The sequence below is a fragment of the Halomicronema sp. CCY15110 genome, assembly GCF_016888165.1.
GTDB lineage: Bacteria > Cyanobacteriota > Cyanobacteriia > Phormidesmidales > Phormidesmidaceae > Halomicronema.
Map to the genome: position 1 here is coordinate 1 of NZ_JACSWC010000119.1, position 17154 is coordinate 17154.

18 protein-coding genes are annotated in these 17154 nt (G+C 55.5%); 6 read left to right on the plus strand and 12 right to left on the minus strand.

Annotated features, from left to right (window positions below; genetic code table 11):
- Positions 1–128: 128 nt before the first annotated feature.
- The 9 genes from JUK32_RS01840 to JUK32_RS01880 all read right to left on the minus strand — a co-directional run bounded on the left by JUK32_RS01840 (position 129) and on the right by JUK32_RS01880 (position 10784).
- On the minus strand, positions 129–1097 hold the full coding sequence (locus JUK32_RS01840) for a GTP-binding protein (protein WP_204137148.1): 969 nt from the start codon (positions 1095–1097) through the stop codon (positions 129–131).
- 117 nt (positions 1098–1214) lie between these two features.
- Complete coding sequence (locus JUK32_RS01845) at positions 1215–1487, minus strand: hypothetical protein (protein WP_204137149.1); 273 nt, start codon at positions 1485–1487, stop codon at positions 1215–1217.
- Positions 1488–1575: 88 nt separating this feature from the next.
- Positions 1576–2016 (minus strand): hypothetical protein, encoded by a 441-nt coding sequence (locus JUK32_RS01850; protein ID WP_204137150.1) that lies wholly within the window; start codon positions 2014–2016, stop codon positions 1576–1578.
- Between the two features lie 71 nt (positions 2017–2087).
- A complete protein-coding gene (locus JUK32_RS01855; protein ID WP_204137151.1) occupies positions 2088–2963 on the minus strand; it encodes a shikimate dehydrogenase in 876 nt (291 codons plus the stop codon).
- A 217-nt stretch (positions 2964–3180) separates the two neighbouring features.
- Positions 3181–3945 carry a PP2C family serine/threonine-protein phosphatase gene (locus tag JUK32_RS01860; protein WP_239112232.1) on the minus strand — a complete coding sequence of 255 codons (765 nt, stop codon included), beginning with the start codon at positions 3943–3945 and terminating at the stop codon, positions 3181–3183.
- Positions 3946–3987: 42 nt separating this feature from the next.
- A complete protein-coding gene (locus JUK32_RS01865; RefSeq protein WP_239112233.1) occupies positions 3988–5673 on the minus strand; it encodes an AarF/ABC1/UbiB kinase family protein in 1686 nt (561 codons plus the stop codon).
- A 356-nt stretch (positions 5674–6029) separates the two neighbouring features.
- Entirely contained in the window at positions 6030–6362 is a 333-nt protein-coding gene (locus JUK32_RS01870) for a DUF6825 family protein (protein WP_204137153.1), read from the minus strand.
- A gap of 109 nt (positions 6363–6471) precedes the next feature.
- Positions 6472–7908 (minus strand): hypothetical protein, encoded by a 1437-nt coding sequence (locus tag JUK32_RS01875; RefSeq protein WP_204137154.1) that lies wholly within the window; start codon positions 7906–7908, stop codon positions 6472–6474.
- A gap of 95 nt (positions 7909–8003) precedes the next feature.
- Positions 8004–10784, minus strand: a complete 2781-nt coding sequence (locus JUK32_RS01880; RefSeq protein ID WP_204137155.1) for a CBS domain-containing protein — start codon at positions 10782–10784, stop codon at positions 8004–8006.
- Between the two features lie 217 nt (positions 10785–11001).
- On the opposite strand from JUK32_RS01880, the gene psbZ reads away from it, so the two are divergent.
- A complete protein-coding gene (gene psbZ, locus JUK32_RS01885; protein ID WP_204137156.1) occupies positions 11002–11190 on the plus strand; it encodes a photosystem II reaction center protein PsbZ in 189 nt (62 codons plus the stop codon).
- A 24-nt stretch (positions 11191–11214) separates the two neighbouring features.
- Positions 11215–11790 (plus strand): 6,7-dimethyl-8-ribityllumazine synthase, encoded by a 576-nt coding sequence (ribH, locus tag JUK32_RS01890; RefSeq protein ID WP_204137157.1) that lies wholly within the window; start codon positions 11215–11217, stop codon positions 11788–11790.
- 34 nt (positions 11791–11824) lie between these two features.
- Here the strand turns inward: ribH and JUK32_RS01895 are convergent, their stop codons facing one another.
- On the minus strand, positions 11825–12184 hold the full coding sequence (locus tag JUK32_RS01895) for a ferredoxin (protein WP_204137158.1): 360 nt from the start codon (positions 12182–12184) through the stop codon (positions 11825–11827).
- Between the two features lie 397 nt (positions 12185–12581).
- Here JUK32_RS01895 and JUK32_RS01900 point away from each other — a divergent pair, with 397 nt between their 5' ends.
- Together JUK32_RS01900 and JUK32_RS01905 are read left to right on the plus strand one after the other, a co-directional pair.
- A complete protein-coding gene (locus tag JUK32_RS01900; protein WP_204137159.1) occupies positions 12582–12965 on the plus strand; it encodes a hypothetical protein in 384 nt (127 codons plus the stop codon).
- A gap of 41 nt (positions 12966–13006) precedes the next feature.
- Positions 13007–13234: a hypothetical protein gene (locus tag JUK32_RS01905; RefSeq protein ID WP_204137160.1), complete on the plus strand. Its 228-nt coding sequence runs from the start codon at positions 13007–13009 to the stop codon at positions 13232–13234.
- Positions 13235–13251: 17 nt separating this feature from the next.
- Here the strand turns inward: JUK32_RS01905 and JUK32_RS01910 are convergent, their stop codons facing one another.
- Entirely contained in the window at positions 13252–14169 is a 918-nt protein-coding gene (locus JUK32_RS01910) for an alpha/beta fold hydrolase (protein ID WP_204137161.1), read from the minus strand.
- 40 nt (positions 14170–14209) lie between these two features.
- Here JUK32_RS01910 and JUK32_RS01915 point away from each other — a divergent pair, with 40 nt between their 5' ends.
- Both JUK32_RS01915 and JUK32_RS01920 read left to right on the plus strand, forming a co-directional pair.
- Positions 14210–14407: a hypothetical protein gene (locus JUK32_RS01915; protein WP_204137162.1), complete on the plus strand. Its 198-nt coding sequence runs from the start codon at positions 14210–14212 to the stop codon at positions 14405–14407.
- A gap of 222 nt (positions 14408–14629) precedes the next feature.
- Positions 14630–15007, plus strand: a complete 378-nt coding sequence (locus JUK32_RS01920) for a hypothetical protein (protein ID WP_204137163.1) — start codon at positions 14630–14632, stop codon at positions 15005–15007.
- 431 nt (positions 15008–15438) lie between these two features.
- On the opposite strand, the gene JUK32_RS01925 is transcribed toward JUK32_RS01920, so the two are convergent.
- Entirely contained in the window at positions 15439–16923 is a 1485-nt protein-coding gene (locus JUK32_RS01925; protein ID WP_204137164.1) for a glycosyl hydrolase family 57, read from the minus strand.
- Between the last annotated feature and the right edge of the window lie 231 nt (positions 16924–17154).

Genomic DNA, 17154 nt, shown 5'->3' on the forward strand with positions numbered 1-17154 from the left:
AAACAGTACGACTTCTCCCGCTGCCGTCACCACCACCGCCTTGTGGCCATCTGGCGACCACTGGGCGGTGGTGACATAGTCCGACAGAGCATGCTGCCATTGAGGCGTCAGCTGTAGTTTTGCCGTCTTCACGCCAGACATGTCCGAAACCCTTGACGGATCTCTGCTTCATCCAAGTTGCGGCCAATAAAGACCATCTCACTCCGGCGAGTTTCCTCGGGCTTCCAGGGGCGATCGCCGCGCCCGTCAAAAATCATGTGAACCCCTTGAAACACAAAGCGATCGTCCTCACCCGCCAGGTTCAAAATGCCCTTAGTGCGAAAGATGTCTGGCCCTTTGGTTTGCAGTAACTCGCTGATCCAAGTGCTGAGTTTTTCGCTATCCAGCGGCTGCTCTTCCACAATGGCGAAAGAATAAACCTCGTCGTCGTGCTCATGGGCATCTTCGTTGAGGAAATCTGGATCAACTTCTAAAGCGCGATCCAGGTCAAACGCTTTTACGCCAATGACCGACTCAATATCTAGTTCGGAGTTTTGGGTGCGATAGATTTTCACCATCGCGTTCATTTCTTTGATCCGTCGCTCCAACTCACTCAATTCGTCTTCAGTTACCAAGTCAATTTTGTTCAGCAAAATCACATCGGCAAACGCGATTTGCTCTTGGGCCTCATCGCTCGTCCAATGCTGAGTAATGTGCTTGGCATCGACGACGGTCACTACCGCATCAAGGTTCAACTGCGTTTGAATGTCTTCATCCACGAAAAAAGTCTGAATCACCGGAGCCGGATCGGCCAGACCAGTCGTTTCGATCACGAGGTGGTCAAACTTATCGCGACGCTGCATCAAGTTGCCAATGATGCGGATCAAGTCGCCCCGCACCGTGCAACAAATGCAACCATTGTTCATTTCAAAAATTTCTTCGTCAGCATCAATGATGAGCTGATTATCAATGCCAACTTCGCCAAACTCATTCACAATGACCGCAACCTTTTTGCCGTGCTCATAGGTCAAGATGCGGTTGAGCAGAGTGGTCTTACCCGCCCCTAAATAGCCAGTCAAGACGGTTACTGGCACGCCCGCTGTTGCTGTTGTCACCATGGTGCTCTCTTACTTTCAAACATGAATGTCAGGGACGTTTGGCATTATCCGGGTCGTCGTTTCCCCGGAAAAGTTCGTTGTGAACATTCCGGTTCGCGCGATCGCTCCACTGCCACCTTAGTCGCCGTGCGGAGTGTCATCGTGCAAAGCTGTCATTACCTGTGCCTGTGTAATTTCAGCCGCCGCCGCATGGATTTTGTAGGATTGCGTGGGCTGGGTCATCACCGCAATCACCGTTTCAATGGGTGGGCATCCCGGTTCATGGCACTGTAACTGGCTGATCGAAATTGGGACATCTGCCGACAGAGCCAGCGCCTCGTAGACCCAGTCTTTAATTTGCTGAATCGCGGCGGGATTCGCGGTGGGACGCGGTTGTTTGAAGAGGTTCATCGGCTTGTGCAGAAACGTCAGGACAGTAAAGAATGAACGTGATGCGGCCACACTGACCGGATTCCAACAGCCCGATTAGGCCACAAGATTAGCGACGCACCTTGCCAGTGAAGCCGGACGCTTTGAACTGCTCTAGCTTCAAGGGCTCGGGCTGATTGGCCGCGACCGAGATCCGCAGTTCAAAGGGACTTTCACCAGGGGGCACCTCATCAATGGCCCCGAGGCGGGTGCGGTTCATCATGGCGGGGTTGTTGTTAGCGTCGTAGATACGACCAAAGATGTCGGCATTTAAGACCGGTTTACCAGAACGATTAACCGCCGTCCCCGAGACGAGATAACAATTGGCTTTTTGTAAGGAACCCGGCGCGACGATACCCTCAGACATCGCTTCGGGGCAAGCATTGTAAGTAATGTCTTTGAGCTCAATTTGCGTCATGGCTTGCGCCGGTGGGGTCAACACAAATGTCAGCGCAAATACGCACGTGATGAGACCTGTCCAAAGTGCTGCTTTTAGTCCGGTGCGGAGCATAGATTTTCCTTTACGCAAACAGTAACGTCCCAGCCATTAGCCTATCGCGAAATTGGAAGCAGCGGCAGCAGCTAGCTCAACCCCAACTGCGATCGCAAAGTCTGGCGCATCAGCGAAATCGGGGGCGACTGCTGGGTCCAAATTTGCAGAGCGGCCGCCCCTTGTTGCACTAACATTTCCGTGCCATCAAAGGTGGTGAGCCCCCGCTGGGCAGCGAGTTGTAGAAATTGGGTGGGGCTCGGTGTGTAGATCAAATCGTAGGCGATCGCGTCCGGCGGCAACAGGGCTATTTGCGCTAGCGTCACGGGGGTCGCATTGACCTGGGGATGCATCCCCACTGGCGTGGTGTTGACGAGCAAAGTCGTGGCTGGTAACACCGCATCTAACTCAGTCATCAGGCATGTGCGCAGGGACGGCTGTAGGGGAGAGTCTTGCCAACTGTGAACAAAGTGCTGCAATTTGTCGGCGCTGCGACCCACCAGCCAAATTTCCGGACAGCCCAAGGTGATACAGCCCGCGACAACCGCTCTCGCTGCGCCGCCATTGCCCAACACCACTACCCGTGCTTGCGACCAATCGCGATCGCTCTGCTGTAAAGGCGCAATGAAGCCCGTGACATCGGTATTGGTACCCGCCCACCCTTCATCAGTGCGCCAGACCGTATTTACTGCCCCCACGGCTTGGCTGATGTCAGTCACTGAGGTCAGAGTCGTTATCACGGTCTGTTTGTGGGGAATGGTGACGTTAAACCCTTGAATGCCCAACGACCACAGCCCCGCGATCGCGGTCTCCAACGCCGCAGGTTCAACGGCAAAGGGCACATACACAGCGTCGATGCTGAGTTCTGCCAGAGCCGCGTTTTGCATCGGTGGTGACAGGGAATGCTCCACGGGATGACCGATAATCCCTAATACCTGCGTTTTGCCCGTTAAGCCTGATCGCCTCATGGTCGAGTCGTATCCTCCCGCTACTCCCACTGCCCGATCATCATGCCTGGAAACGGCACAGATTTCACTCCCGCCGGCCACTTTCCGGTGACTGAGGCTGGTCTCCAGAAGCGGCCTCGTTAGGGAACAATGTCCGAGGTTACGGCGATCTCCAGCCTTCTGACTGAATGGCTATGATCTGCCAGTGTCAGGGCGCATCGCTTTGCTAAATCGATCCCTACTCAACGATGAAACCCGTCTCAACACCAGTCGTTTCGTGAGCGGTAGTATCGAGTAGCAAAGTCACAATCACAACAGTAATGTTGTCGCGTCCGCCATGTTTTTTGGCCGAGTTGATTAAGGCTTGGGCGGCACTCTCCACGGCTCGGATGGACTTGAGGTGGGCGGCGATAATGGTGTCCGGCAGCTCTTCCGTCAGACCATCACTACAGAGGAGAAAGCGATCGCCAGGTTGCGCCTCGACTGGTTGCACATCAATGCGATGCATGTCTTCGCGCCCCAGGCATTGGGAGAGAACGTGTCGCCAAGGATGGTTACGCGACTGATCAAGGGTCAATTCCCCTTCCCGCACGGCCCGGGCAATCCAGGTATGGTCTTCGGTCATGGCTTTAACCTTGGGGCCGCGTAGGCGGTAGAGCCGCGAGTCGCCGACGTGGGCACACCAAGGCTGATCGTCTTTATCCGTACGAAAGGTGAGAACCACAGCGGTCGTTCCCATATCGCCCCGCTCTGGGTGTTTTTTTTGATCCGTCAGAATCGCCTTGTTAGCTAGCGTCATCGCTTGTTCGAGAATCTGTGGCGTTGCCAGGTCTGATTCCCAATATTCTTCGAGGTGCTGGCGAATAGTTGCGGTCGCGATGCTGCTGGCCTCTTGACCACCCGCATGACCGCCCATGCCATCCGCCACAATAAAAAAGCGCCCTTGCGAATCGACGTGATAGGCATCTTGGTTGCTGGAACGCACCAAACCAGGGTCAGTCATCCCAGAGAAGAGTAGCTTGAGCATCGACCCTTGTTTCCCTTACTAAAGCCGATCAGCGCGACCCATTTGCAGCATTAGACGCAACATCGCGAACCCGGCTACTCCTGCCACCAGGAAGGCCGCGATCGCCAACCACAAAAATTCGTAAACCAACAGAATCGTGGCCGATAGTACGAAGGCTCCCACCAACAGCGTATAGTTGGTAGCCATATTGACGCTACTGACCCGGCGCAGAATCCGATCCGTTTCGATGGAGCGAACCCGGACGCGCACATCGCCGCGCTCCAGCTTGTCTAAAGTATCTTCTAACCGTCGCGGCAGACCGAATGCCGTCGAACCTACCTGAGCGGCTTGGCGACCAATCTCGCCAAAGAGCGTTTCCGTTGAGTTAGAGAGGTCGTTGTTACTCATAAGCTTGGTGGCAAATGGTTTAGCCGCTTCCATAAAGTTAAAATCCGGATCTAGACCTTTGCCCACGCCTTCTAACGTCGAGAAAGCCCGCATCACAAAAGTAAATGTTGCCGGGAACCGAAATGGCTGATCGTAAGCAATCTCGTACAAATCATCGCTAATTTCAGCGACCGATTGCTCTTCAAAGGGTTTGTCCATCAGATTGTCCAAAATATATTGGACAGACCGACGCACTGGCCCCATATCTTCGGTTTCTTGGAGGGCACCCAAATCGACCAGAGAAGAGACGACCAGATTGGCATCCCGCTGAGCGACTCCTATGAACGTTATCATAAGACGCTCACGGGTCACAGGCTTGACTTGCCCCATCATCCCGAAGTCATAAAAAATCAATGCGCCTTCGGGGCTAACTGCAATGTTGCCGGGGTGCGGATCAGCGTGGAAAAAGCCATCATCTAGAAGCTGATGCAAATAGGCTTTAGCCCCCAAGTGAGCCAGCTCTTTGCGATCCAAGCCTGCCGCTTCCAAGGCATCGTAATGACTAATTTTGATCCCAGGCATGTATTCCAGCGTAAGCACTCGGGGAGTAGCGTAGCGCCAATAGACCCTGGGTACCCGAGTCCAGTCATGCTTGCGGAAATTCCGCCGAAAGGTGTCGGCGTTGCGGCCTTCGTTCAAATAATCAATCTCTTCCCACAGAATGCGACAGCACTCTTCATAGATACCGAGCCAATCCCGGCCTCGCCCCCAATAGGGGTGATTTTGAAAATAGACCGCAATGCCCCGCAAGATCGCCAAATCAATCTTGAACAAACGCTTGAGCCCTGGGCGTTGCACCTTAACGACTACTTCATCGCCAGAATTAAGTTGAGCCCGATGCACTTGGCCCAAGCTAGCGGCAGCGAGCGGAATCGGATCAAAGCTTTTGAACAGCTCCGGCACTGACTTTCCAAAGTCAGCTTGAATGATTTCCTCGACCTGCTCATAGCTAAAAGCTGGCACTCGATCTTGCAGCTTTGAGAGTTCTTCCACATATTCGGTGGGAAAGAGATCGGCACGGGTAGAAAAAAGCTGCCCGAGCTTAATGAAAGTCGGCCCTAGTTCTAAAAAGGTTTCGCGAATCCAGATGGCTTGCTTGCGTCGGCGCGCCGCCATTTTCTCAGGGGTCATGTCACCCTGGTAGCTCCAAGGGCGCTTGTGCAGCCAACGTGCCCCCACAAACCGAAAGACGAAAGACCAAATATCGATGGAGCGCTTGGTGCGGGAATAACGCTTGCGGTTCCATTTGTAAGCTTTTTGGCGACGCGGGGCGAGCATTGGCGAATTGGACGCTGGCGTCACATTATTAGTAGAAGGAGCGGCCAATTTCATCAGGTGGGCGGCGGTACTCGACGAGGCAAAGTCAGAGTGAGGGCCACTGGTCGCAACGTGGCGCTCTTGGGCGTTGGCCTCAACGTCGCCGCGGTCAGCAGCATGCGCTGAGTCCCCCGCAACCATTGACGTTTCCTCATCAGACGGTTGGGTGATAGAAACTTTGCCATTGCCTGAATCATTTTCAGGAAAGGCTGGCAGAGCAGTTTCAGAATCGTAAGCAGCAGACACTCAAACTCCCAAGTACGCTCTAAGGGGGACAACACACACCAATTCACGGCCATCAAACGGCCATCACAAGACTAATTCAAGGATGCCCGGTATTGCTGCAAAGTTGAACGAACCTGAGCAATCTCGGCTCTCAGGTTATCAATCGTTGCTTGCAAATCTTGGGGGTTGCTGGGGCTAGCGGTGGCACCGAACCCACTACTTGCCGGGCCTTGCGAAACGGCGGCCTCCTGCTGCTGCACCCGCGCCATCACGTCTTCAGTGAAGTTGCGCAGATTTTCTCGCTGCTCAGCATCAAATCGCCCCAAGTCACTGAGGGTCTCGGTCATGGCTTGCTCGGCTTGCTCTGCGATCGCAGAGGCCAGCGCACGACCCATAAAGAAAGCATGGACGACGGGGCTGCTCATAATGTCACACTTTGTTACACCTGTGGTTCAGATTATAACGTTCTTGCCCAAAAGTCCTCTATCTCCTTGCTGAGTCCACGCTAATTCTGGCCTTAGAGGAATTTAATGGCTAACTTTCGGTTGCGGTATCTGAAGCGGGAACCGCTTTCGGAATCGCCATGGAAGACGGGGCGGGCGCTGTTTCCGTCGGGGCAGGGGCGGTTGGACTCGCTTCGGGCACGGCCAGCGACTCGGGCACTTGCAAGCCTTCTAAGCCAGCAGGCTCCGGATTGGGCGCAGCGGTGGGTTCCGTTGACGGGGATTGAGATCGTCCCCCTCCAGCAGACGCTTCTCCCGGCTGGGCCCGGGGCGTCGTTGATGTGGGATTGGGAGAATTAACGTCGCTAAGCTCCGAGGGCGCATCGATAACGCCTGGATTAATCGGTTCATTGGAAACGGTGTTGGTGCGGTTAGGCGTTGGGGACTCATACCAGCGATCGCGACGGACAGGCGCATTCCGAGCGGGGACGTATGGGGTATCAAATTCCGCCTCGGGCGTATCTCCTGACCAGTTCGACTGGGCGGGAAAAGATTGCTTGGGGTCTAACCTGATCGCGCCCGGCATTGACTGAGTATTCAGCCGCCAGTAGGTGCCCAAAGCACCGCCCGCGATCGCTGCCAACATAGCGGTAGCTGCCAACGAGGGCAACAGCCAGGATCCTGGCTTAGTGGGGGTGGGACGGGTCACTTCAGACATCGGGTTAGGAGAGGGAGAGGAAGGCGTGATGGATTGACTTAGGGTAGACACTCGCACCATAGAGCTCGCATCGGGTAATTGCTGTAGCCATTGGGGCACCGTCAGTAGCGGCTCATCCGGCTCAGGAGGAGCTAGCGCCTGTTCAATCGCCGCGATGATGATCGGACTCACATTTGGGCAATGGGTCTTCAGTTGCGCGCTGACCGAGGGGCTGCCCTCAGAAATAGGCCAGGCCAGTGAGTGCCCAGTCAAAAGGCTGAACAGCAGTTGCGCTAGCGCCTGTACCGAGGTGTCGGGCGCAGTGTCGAGCGCAGCAAAGTTTTGCAAGTAGGCATGGGGCAATCCCGTCACTGTGACGGTATTCGTCTCTTGGGAGAGCCAAACCCGGTTGGGAGACAGGTCAAGCCCGGTCAAGCCCTGAGTTTTGAGCCAGCCAAGGTGAGCCGCTAACTGACGAATGGTGGCGAGGGCTTGGCGAGGGGACAAGGGCGCTCGACTTTTGCGGAGAGTTGACCAGGGTAAGCCGACTGCCGTACTCATGGCCAAACACAAAGTCTGGTCATCGCCATGGAAAAGCTGAAACGGATTTGGCAGGGGCGACTGGGGCGAAAAGGCAATGCCCTCTAGTTGAGCCATCAGAGCACCCAGGTCACTCTGAGCCGATTCACCGATGGGAAAGACTTGGATAAAGACCGGCATCCCAACCGCGACATGGGTACCCCAGTAGAGATCGCCATTGGGTGCGGCTTCGAGCAAGGCATCGATCACGTAGTGGCCGTTTTGCAGCGCAGTTCCGGGGGCAAGTGGCATAGGCGTTGGCGAGGTGACGAAATCTTACGGAATTTAGACTTTCTTAATCTACCGTGTTGTGTCTTAAATAGCAGATTCTGAATTTGGATGAAGTATCAGGACGATCGCTGGGAGCTGGGGGCGGAATTTTCGAGAGGGTATCGACGCTGAACGAAGGCGATCGCGGCTTCTGAACCAGCTAACTCACCGTCTAAGGTGGCGGACAAAACCTTCGACAATATTTCTCGATAAGCTGGCCCTGGGCGATAGCCTAACCGTTTGAGATCCTGCCCGTTGATTGGCGCGGTGACCTGAGACCAATGGGTCAGATAGCGCCAGATGCGATCGCGGGTGGGCTGAGGATGACGCAAACTGATCAGCACTAGGGAGGCTAAATCATAGGCGTCGAGCAGTTGCCGACACTGACTGGGGCGATCGCACTTTGGCAACTCGGTCAAAATCACGGCCTCTGCCTGGGCTAACTGGGCGAGCCGTTGCACTGTTGCTTGGGGCAATTGCAAATGTGCTGCTACGGATTCGCGATCGCTCGCCGGAATGCCCGTGATCAGCAACTCCAAGCGCAGTTGCCAGGGGGAAAGCGCCGCTAGTAACTCGACCTGCGTCAGCCAACGACTCAACCGGCGCAGTTGCTGCCAAAGGCGATCGCTGAGCACCAACTCAGGATGCAGACACACCAGAGCCCCCAAGTCGTCCAGCAAACCTAAAGCGGCCTCCCAGTAATCAGCCGCCAAAATGTATTGCAACTCCGCTTTCAGACGGGTTTGCAGGCTGGGCAGCTTGGCCATCTCAGTTTGCAGGCGTTTGTAAACGCCGCTTTCCAGCGCATGGTGAATAAACCCTTCCGTTTGGGGTTCCAGGGTGAAGCCCAGCCGCACTGCAAAGCGCACGGCCCGATAAATACGAGTCGGATCTTCGATAAAGCTGTTGGCGTGCAAAACCCGAATGTGTCGCTCTTGGAGGTCAACGAGGCCGCCAAAAAAGTCGAGCAGTTGACCGGGTTGGGGGGGCGTCAGACTCACGGCGAGCGCATTAATCGTGAAGTCGCGACGATATAAATCTTGGCGAATGGAACTGGCCTCCACTTCGGGATTGGCCGCCGGATAGGGATAAAACTCCGTGCGGGCGGTGGCAATATCCACCATGAGCGAACCGTCGCCGCCCATCGGTGAGGTGTGCCAGACCAACGCGGCGGTTTGAAAGCGGCCATAAACTTGGAGCTCGGCGTTAGGATGCTGAGCTTTGATCGCCTCCGCTAACACAACACCCGCCCCCATTTCCAGGGTTTGATAAGCGCTATCGACTACCAAGTCAACGTCTGGCAAGTTGAGGGGAGTGTCGGGTTCACTCAGAAACAAATCGCGGACGCCGCCGCCGATTAAGTAGAGTTGCCAGCCGCGATCGTGGGCCACTGTCGCCATCGCTTGCAGCATCTCCCATAGAGCGGGGGCTAAACGCGCTTGCAACATTTGCCAAAGCTGCGCGGGCGCGGGCAGTCGCCCGATCGCAGTGGCGGGTTCATCCACGGAAGATTGGGCTTGCTGAGTCTGGTGTAGCTGCCGCAACACATCCGTGCGCGTGACGACTCCGACCAGGCGATCGCCCTCCAACACGGGTAATCGTCCAATGTCGTAGGTCACCATCAGCGCTTCGATATCCGGCAGGGCCGTGTGCGGTTGTACCGTTCTGAGTTGGGTGGACATGTAGCCCTTGACCGGCGCATGACCAAACCCGTGGTGCAGGGCCAAATCAATATCGCGGCGGGAAATGACCCCGACCAACTCGTCACTGCGATTGACCACCGACAGGCCGGAATGGCCATAGCGCAAGAGAATCCTTTGGGCTTCGGTGATTTGGGTGCTGGGGCGAATGGTACGTACGGGTGACGACATCACATCGCGGGCAGTCGGCACTGGGGGGATTTGTTGGCGGAGGTCGGCTAAGGTGCGCTCAAATTCCCTTTGAGGATTGTCCGTCATACAAGTGGCCGCCGCCGCTGTGGGATGACCGCCGCCGCCCAACCGAGACAGCAGCCCATTAAAGTCAACGCCGGGGCGATCGCCCGTGGCCGCCACTCGTCCCCGTGTCCGACCGATCAGCACTAGCTTTTGCCGATTTTCTTTGGCAGGAAACCAGGCCCCAAACAGCAGACTGTCAAGATCTAAAAAGGTGAGCAACCGCTCAGCCAACCCCGACAAACCCGGCACATGCTCAGCCGTTTCGAGCAGCACCCAGCCCAGGGTATGACCGGGCTGCTGCTCGCGCTGCAGTTGCGCGATCGCCGTTTCCGACAGGGCTTGCAACGTGGGCGATAAGTTGGGCTCGACAAATTCCGCGATCGCACTCTGGCTGGCCCCCTGCCCCATTACCCAAGCGAGCGCCGCCGCATCGCGCACGGTGGATGACGTGAAGGTCAGCGACCCCGTATCGACGTGGATACCCAGCGCCATCACCGTCGCCTGACTGGTGTTTAACTGAGTGCCACGGGCTTGCAACGCTTCCACAACCAGCGTGGTGGCAGCACCGACTTCATCAACGACGAACTGGGTGGCGGGAAAGGAGCGATCGCCGCCGACATGATGGTCATAAACCTGCACTTCGCCACCCCGGGCCGCCACCGTCGTGATCCACGGCCCCACCGGCCCTAGCCGTTCTAAAGATTGGGTATCGACCACCGCGATCGCCTCGACCGCATCCAGGTCAACGGCCCGCCGTTCAATCAACGGATATTCATCGCGATGGAGAGCCAAAAAAGCCTGCACCGTGGGATGACATCCGCCGGCCAACACAATGCGAGCAGCGGGATACAGCAGCGCGATGCCGACGGCAGCACCGAGGGTGTCAAAGTCAGCAGTGGTGTGGCACAAGACCAGATCCATCGACCTACCAATTACGTTGGAGCATCGTCGCTCGTGAGTGGGGCACGGCCTCCCCCTGACCCGGTGCCCAGTTAACTGCGCGGAGTTACCGAGCATTAAGGCTTCCGTCGCACCCACATTTCTGATAGCTTACTAATAATAATGTAGGCAGTTGGCAGACCACGGGACTGCACAACTCCGCGTTGCTGTTGTGTTGAGATAGAGAGATTTAATCAAGATGGTAATTGTTTTCCAGTTGGCACTCTTTGCGCTGGTTCTCCTGTCTTTTGTGATGGTGGTGGGCGTACCAGTCGCCTATGCCTCGCCTCAAAACTGGGATCAATCCAAACGTTTGATTCTGCTTGGGTCTGTCGTCTGGGGGATTTTAGTCGTCGTCGTCGGTAGTCTTAACTACCTCGTGGTGTAGCCAAAGTTTAGGCATTAATTTTTCATGGCTGTTTTGGAAGGTAATTTTCACCAGGGCGAACCGCGCCGTTTTGCTCTGGTGATTGGTCGTTTTAATGACCTAGTCACAGAGAAGCTTTTGGGCGCTTGCCAAGATTGTTTGAAGCGTCACGGGGTCGATGTGGATCCTCACGGTGAGCAGGTAGATTATGCCTGGGTGCCGGGCAGCTTCGAGATTCCGATGGTGGCCCGACAGTTGGCGCTCACTGGGCGCTACAACGCCATCATCTGCTTGGGCGCGGTAATCAAAGGGCAAACGCCTCACTTTGACTATGTGGCGGCTGAGGTTTCGAAGGGCATCGCGGCGGCGAGCTTTCAAACGGGGGTGCCCATTGTGTTTGGCGTCCTCACCACTGACACGATGCAGCAAGCGCTAGAACGGGCCGGCATCAAGAGCAATCTTGGGTGGAGCTATGCCATGAGTGCGCTAGAAATGTCGAGCTTGATGGGACAGATTCAAGCCTTGCCCAACAATCCGCAGAATGGCCTGTTGTCGGCTGGGGCTGCACCAACTTTGCCATCGGCGGCAGTGCCCACCCAAGCCACCTCCACGAATCAGTAGCCATATTTATCGATCTTCAAGGCGGGCGATCGCGTTAATCCGGTGGCTGAGATTGCGTAAACGCTTGATACTGCTCAGCCAGGTTGGCATAGGCTGACTGAGTTTGATGCAGTCGCGGATTTAAAAGAGACTCCACTGGCTGGCCGTCTGGAATGCAATGTTGCGCTGCAATGGTGTCGGCATCGGCGGGCTGTACTCGGCAGTACCAGGTATTGCCCGGCATCACCCGCACCGTTGGCCCAGAACCGCACTGACCCTGGCACTCACAGGCCTGCACCAGCAGGCGATCAGACTGATGACGTTGAAATGCCGCCAGCGTTTCGGTCGCACCATTGCGTAAGCAAGAGCGATGCTGACAAACTGTGATCAGGTATCGCGAAGAAGAATTCGTCATCTGCGGTTGCTTAGTATTTGTTGCCAGGATCTCTCATCTAAAGTAACAAGTTTTATGAACGGCTCTGTCTGGGCGATGTGGCTGGGTGCAATTATGCGTGGAGAAAACTACATTCCTGAGTGAATGGTGGCCGATATTGGACGGCTTCTAAGCCATTATCAATGATGCAGACGGGTGATCCAAAGGGTTGAAACCACTGCTCGCCCCGCCCCGCGACTGACGCCCTGAGGCTGCTTGCCCCGGCACGAGTTAGGTGATGAACTCCGCAATTGATTCAACACAGAAAACTCTAATCGAGTCGCTTCATTTTTGCTTTACAGGGCTTCGTCCCTCCTTCATGTGACTGAACTGCTCATTTCGACTCAGAATTCTTGAGTTTGGTCAGGGGCCAGGCCGAGTGATTTACCACCGAGATCGGTTCCATGGCCCGCCAGGCCGAGGAATTCCTGAACTTGAACAGAGTTTTTCTGAAGATTTCCCTATCGACCCATCAAAAAAAGTCAGACATGATGAAAACGTAGTCAGCCACGCTGGCTCCCTGTCGTTTTCTTCCCTATCAGCGATGTCATCTCCTGTCTTAAATCTGTCCTCCTCGCTTGAATGTCCGAAATGCAGCAAGAACAGCATTGTGAGTCACCAGAACGGGATTTATCAATGTCTAAGCTGCAATTTTGAACGTGACCTGAGCACCGAAAACGAGTTCCTGCCTGCCAAGGGTGGTTTGGGCGAATTAGTGTTTGCCATTGGGGGCTTTTTAGTCGCCGCTGCGCTGATTTTGTGACGGCAACTTGACCGGGCGGCGTTATTTATCGGATTAAATCCATGAGACAACCTCAGCGACATAATCTATTGTTTCGGGCGGCCTGTGAAGGCTTGAAGCTCCTCGCGTATGGGATGGCTGGGTTTATTAGTGTGTGTCTGTTTTGGGCTTTGTTTGGCACGGTGGAGCAGACCGAAGCCATGGTGCGGGTGGTGATGCCCGTGTTCTTGCGGTTAACGGTAGGGCTGATGAGTTTGTTTGCGATCGCGGGACTCATTGAATCGCTGTAATAGCTTCCCCCACAAGCTTAGTGAGCGCTGGTCACAGTGCCGGGGGTGGTCATGAGTTGCCGCAGCGATCGCTGAATGAGGGAGATCGTCAAGCTCGGTTGCTCTAACTGGGGCGTCAGGCCAACGTTCTCAATGATCTCAAACTGGCGAATTGCGCCAGGATTCAGCGCCACCAAGCGTTCCCCCAGTTCAACATCGGTGAATTGAGCGGCTCGCCCCCAAAAGACGACCGTGGGCACAGTCAATTGCGGCAACCACTCGGCGAGATCGAAACACAGATCCCCTCGCACAAATGACAGCGCCGCATATTCCGCATTGGGCTGCGTGGCCGACGCCAGATAAGCCGCCACCATTTCCCCCGTAATGAGGTCAGCATTGGCAAACTGGCGGTTGCTTAAGAAGCCGCTGATGCCTGCTGAAGTGGCGATCGCGCTTTGGTACAGCGCTTTATCCAACAGAGGAATTCGCAAAATCTGCGGTAGCCAGCCCGCACTGAAGTCTTTGCCAAAATCCGACAGTCCAGCGGGGGTGACTAAAATCAAGCCCGTCACTAAATCAGGCTGTTGCACGGCGACCCGCACCATCATGGCGGCGGTCAAGGCCGAAGCAATCACGATCGCTCCCTGCGGTGCCAACTTTTGCAGCAGCTGCACAATGGTGGTTTCGTAATCGCTGATTTGATAGCGACGTTCGGGATGGTCAGATTGGCCCCAACCAATGAGATCGGGGGCCAACACTCGATAATCACTTGCGAAAGCCGGATAAACCTTCGACCATTCATAGGAGGATGAGCCGCCCCCAAAGCCATGGAGGAAAAGCAAGGTTTGGTCGGGGTGAGCGGTGGGCGGCCAAAACTCAGGTTGGGGAGCCGCATAGGCGATCGCCCCTAAATCGGTGACGACGGAGCGTTGTTCAAACCCAGGTGCAATAAACATGTCGTGCCAGTTCTCCACAACTCAACTACACCTTTAGGTCGTGTCGAGCTCCTTGGGCCAGGGGGCGACGACAGCGGGGATTCCTCAAGCTGTAGCGCTATTCTACAAAATCAGTATTCACCGTCTTCAATTTAGATGGTCGCGGGTCCCCATTACAGGCCGTGACGCTGATGAAATGGCCTACGCCAATTTCTTGGTAACGGATGATGACCCGATTGGGCACCTGCCCCAAGAGTGATTTTTGGGTGACTGTTCTCCGCGTCTCCGGATACTAAGGGAGCGATCGCGTAAACAATAAGGCGCTTGACTGACTGCTACGACTATTCGATTTGCTCAATTTATGGACGGTAACGGTTAGTCTATTGAGGATAAGCACAGATGCAGGCACAGACTTTTGTCTGATCAGAAACCTGACGTCCCAATTGTGCGTCTACCCTGTTTAGTTCTCTGTATAGATTCAATGGTTTTACGACGTTTTGCAGCGAGTATTGTGGGCTTAAGTTTAGCCGCCGTAAGTTTACCAGCGGAGGCCCGTCCCGAAATTGCGAGTGGCGATCAGTGGCTCGAGGGCATTGATCAAGCACAGTGCCTGAGTCGTGCCGATGCTTTCATAGGCGAACTGAATGTGCCGACGGAAGTGGGTGATATTGATCGCACGGGCTACTTCGACGACGGCGTTTTTCGCATTTTGTGTTACGACGGTGGCGGCGATTCCAGCATGTTACTGGTGTTTTCTGCCCACAACGACAGTATCGAAGTCGCCACTCAATTCCTTCAGTTTGCCTTAGAAGAACTGGCTGTCCCCATGGCGATCAGTGACGAACCAGAGGCCCTTTAAAGCCATCTCTACGGCTGGAGTCGGTGCTCCTCGGTTGGCTATATGCACATCTCGATTGGTGCCTTGACAGACTGCTTTCGCTCCCCTTAACCCCCCAATCTGGGGGGAGATCGGAGTTCTAAGTCCCCCCAACTTGGGGGACTTAGGGGGCTAAAGCGCTGGGAGCAGACAGGCCGAAACTTCTGTATAAGTGGCAGGTGGCTAGCGGAGCACCTGAGTGCTAGCCTCATTGCGGTGCCAGACCTTCGGCGATCGCCCCTAGCTCCGAGTTGCCACCATAGCGCTGCGCAGATAGCTCCGTATATTGCCATCGCCGCCTTACTGCAGATTGCTATACCAAAGCGGGGCGAGTTAAAAATACACCCGGCAATACCTTGGTTTGCGCCTAAGATTAGTCGAGGCTATTAGCCGTAATTGCCGGGGGCACGGATCTAGCGGCTGGTCAGCGCTGCCAAGCCCCGACGGTAAATGGTTTGGGCATACTCCGTCCAAGCGCCTTGGCCCCAATAGCGAAAGCAGCTGGTTTCTAGTAGCAAATTGTGTAGCAAGGCCCGGTGGTAGGTGGGCGATCGCTCGTCTCCCAGCTTGCCCGCCTGCACGGCTTGGTGAAAGCGGGCGCTGAGTTGCTGCATGGGCTGCATCACGTTGCCATAGCCCTCCACCCAACTGCGATCGCTCGTCCAAGAAGACCCTTCCATATGGAAATTACCGTCTTCGGCTTGGATGGTGGCAATGGCTGACTGGACGGCGTCGGGGGTGGGGCGATCTCCCACGTGCTGCCACAGCCGATGCTGACCAATCCCCTGACAGGTGGGGAACTGCGCTGCCGTCACCCCAGCGGCGGCCAGCAATTCCAAGTATTCCGTACCCAGCAAGCCGACGGTACCAACCCGACCGCCGCCTTGCTGTCGCATTTCATGCCAGCAGCGTTTGAACATGCTGGGGAACTCGTTCATCATGACGCCGCCGTTTTCCCCATCGCTAATTTGTGAAACCAGCGGCGGCACCATCTGATCGCCGAGGGGCATGGGTTGCAGCGTCTTAGCTTCGGCGAACGGCTGCATTTGGCCGACAAGTTTAGTGTCTGAGCCTTGGGTTTTAATCAGTACCGTGATTTCTGCCACCTCTCCCTGGGAATTTTTCGCCACCAGGCGATGGGGCAAATGGGGCTGCTGAATGCCCTGGCCTTCTAAAGTTTCGATCGTGTGCTCTTGCACCATTAGCCATTGGTAACCGCAATCTTTCAGCGCTTTGACCAAGGTGTAGAGGGTATCGGGGTGGTTGGGCAGGTGCATCTCTGGCGGCGAAAAGCCCCGCACCCGCGACAGCGCTTCCCAGCCAAAGAGGGCGGCAAAATGGTGCTGCCAAGCGCGAATGTGTAACTCGATGTCAGGAATCGGCGTCGAGGGGGCTACCGCATGGCCCCAAAAGGTACCGAGCCATTCCACATGGGGCTGATATTTGGCGTCGCAGGTGATCCGCCGCAGCTTGTCGAGAATGTCGTGGCGATTCATCTGCTGCAAGCCCCACAGCAGGGTGCCGGAGTAATCCAGCATGACGCGGGGATTACAGCCCTGCTCCACCAATTCGGGAATGAAGTCACCCATGCGGGCATAGCAGTAGGCAAACGGCCCGGCATTGTGGTTATCCCCGTCGTAGGGGTGCTCAAACATGTGTTGCAGGTTGTTGATGAGTTGCCCATTTTGCCCAGCGGGAATCGTCGGCTGGTGCATGTGGAGGGCGATCGCAAATCCGGCAGAAATATCGGACAACCGGAGATTGGTGTGCTCTAAATACAGCGGATCCGTGCCCTGGGTAGCAGCCTGAAGGCGATCGCTCCAGCCCGCTAAGGGGGGCATACCGTCAATTAGTTGGGGCAAGTGATCCATGATGGAGTGGGCAGCAGTGGCGACCATGAAACCTCAGCACAAACAATCTTTTTCAGTGTCGCACCGTTCGCTACAAGTTGAGTCGTGATTATGCGTTTGATAAACGATCTTTAACAGTTGTGACGAAATCCTAACTGAGCCACTGGTGTGATCCGAGGCTGGACGTGGGGATCTGCAACTCAATAAAGTACCCGTTCAATCCGGTTTCGACTGCGCTCAACCTACCAGTATCGAGAGTTGAGCGGAGTCGAAACTCGG

Coding starts and splice junctions, on each gene's coding strand:
- JUK32_RS01840 (WP_204137148.1), bottom strand. CDS start 1,097: ATGGTGACAACAGCAACAGCGGGCGTGCCAGTAACCGTCTTGACTGGC.
- JUK32_RS01845 (WP_204137149.1), bottom strand. CDS start 1,487: ATGAACCTCTTCAAACAACCGCGTCCCACCGCGAATCCCGCCGCGATT.
- JUK32_RS01850 (WP_204137150.1), bottom strand. CDS start 2,016: ATGCTCCGCACCGGACTAAAAGCAGCACTTTGGACAGGTCTCATCACG.
- JUK32_RS01855 (WP_204137151.1), bottom strand. CDS start 2,963: ATGAGGCGATCAGGCTTAACGGGCAAAACGCAGGTATTAGGGATTATC.
- JUK32_RS01860 (WP_239112232.1), bottom strand. CDS start 3,945: ATGACTGACCCTGGTTTGGTGCGTTCCAGCAACCAAGATGCCTATCAC.
- JUK32_RS01865 (WP_239112233.1), bottom strand. CDS start 5,673: ATGCTCGCCCCGCGTCGCCAAAAAGCTTACAAATGGAACCGCAAGCGT.
- JUK32_RS01870 (WP_204137153.1), bottom strand. CDS start 6,362: ATGAGCAGCCCCGTCGTCCATGCTTTCTTTATGGGTCGTGCGCTGGCC.
- JUK32_RS01875 (WP_204137154.1), bottom strand. CDS start 7,908: ATGCCACTTGCCCCCGGAACTGCGCTGCAAAACGGCCACTACGTGATC.
- JUK32_RS01880 (WP_204137155.1), bottom strand. CDS start 10,784: ATGGATCTGGTCTTGTGCCACACCACTGCTGACTTTGACACCCTCGGT.
- psbZ (WP_204137156.1), top strand. CDS start 11,002: ATGGTAATTGTTTTCCAGTTGGCACTCTTTGCGCTGGTTCTCCTGTCT.
- ribH (WP_204137157.1), top strand. CDS start 11,215: ATGGCTGTTTTGGAAGGTAATTTTCACCAGGGCGAACCGCGCCGTTTT.
- JUK32_RS01895 (WP_204137158.1), bottom strand. CDS start 12,184: ATGACGAATTCTTCTTCGCGATACCTGATCACAGTTTGTCAGCATCGC.
- JUK32_RS01905 (WP_204137160.1), top strand. CDS start 13,007: ATGAGACAACCTCAGCGACATAATCTATTGTTTCGGGCGGCCTGTGAA.
- JUK32_RS01910 (WP_204137161.1), bottom strand. CDS start 14,169: ATGTTTATTGCACCTGGGTTTGAACAACGCTCCGTCGTCACCGATTTA.
- JUK32_RS01920 (WP_204137163.1), top strand. CDS start 14,630: ATGGTTTTACGACGTTTTGCAGCGAGTATTGTGGGCTTAAGTTTAGCC.
- JUK32_RS01925 (WP_204137164.1), bottom strand. CDS start 16,923: ATGGTCGCCACTGCTGCCCACTCCATCATGGATCACTTGCCCCAACTA.